This is a genomic window from Streptomyces sparsus (assembly GCF_054776295.1).
The window spans coordinates 1-871 of record NZ_BAAHCA010001413.1 but is presented as its reverse complement, the minus strand read 5'-3'; the positions used below and the strand labels follow the sequence as shown (position 1 = coordinate 871).

Genomic DNA, 871 nt, shown 5'->3' with positions numbered 1-871 from the left:
TGGCGGCGGTGCCGTACCGGGCGCGGTGAGGCCTCGGGGCTCGGTGCGACGCGCGCACCGCGAGGGAGCCGACCGGCGCGGGGCCGGCCGGTCCGTTCGTCAGAGCGCTCGGGTCACTCGTCGTGCTCCTGCGGCGGCAGGGCCGCGATCACCGGGTGGTCGCGCTCGATCAGGCCGAGCTTGCTGGCTCCGCCCGGCGAGCCCAGCTCGTCGAAGAACTCCACGTTCGCCTTGTAGAAGTCCTTCCACTCCTCCGGGGTGTCGTCCTCGTAGAAGATCGCCTCCACCGGGCAGACCGGCTCACAGGCCCCGCAGTCGACGCATTCGTCCGGGTGGATGTACAAGGACCGCTGGCCCTCGTAGATGCAGTCGACGGGGCACTCCTCGATGCACGCCTTGTCCTTCAGATCGACACAAGGCTGCGCGATGACGTAGGTCACGCTGTCGTTCCTCCTCGGTAGGGCTCATATCGCGCGGGAGCGCGGCGTCGTCGATGCCCGCACCTAGTATCGCCGTTCCGGGGCACGAGACGAACAAGAGGGTCGGACAGAGCAGTGGAATTCATCATGAGCGGTCGTCTTGAGGTCCGTCTGACCCCCGAGGACGTGGGGAAACGTGTCTCGGTGCGTAGTTTGACCGGGTCCTCGGAGAGCGGGGCCCGTCTCACCGACACCCTGGGGGTTCTCACATCATGGGACGAGGGTGTGCTCCGCGTCACTCGCCGGGACGGTGAGGTGGTCACCCTGGAGCGGTCCGCGGTGGTCGCGGGAAAGGTGGTGCCGCCGGCCCCCGCCCGACGGCGCGGGCTGCCTGCGGCCGACGTCACCGAGCTGATCCGGGTGGCCGACCGCGGCTGGCCGGCGACCGAGCG

Annotated in this window: 2 protein-coding genes; one reads left to right on the top strand and one right to left on the bottom strand. The window is 69.6% G+C overall.

Annotated features, from left to right (window positions below; genetic code table 11):
• Positions 1-113 precede the first annotated feature (113 nt).
• A complete protein-coding gene (gene fdxA / locus ACYVE9_RS28760; RefSeq protein ID WP_232270238.1) occupies positions 114-440 on the bottom strand; it encodes a ferredoxin in 327 nt (108 codons plus the stop codon).
• A gap of 114 nt (positions 441-554) precedes the next feature.
• Between fdxA and ACYVE9_RS28755 the strand changes: the two genes are divergently transcribed.
• Positions 555-871: putative acetyltransferase (locus ACYVE9_RS28755; protein ID WP_461030815.1), on the top strand; the 317-nt coding region annotated here is incomplete at its 3' end.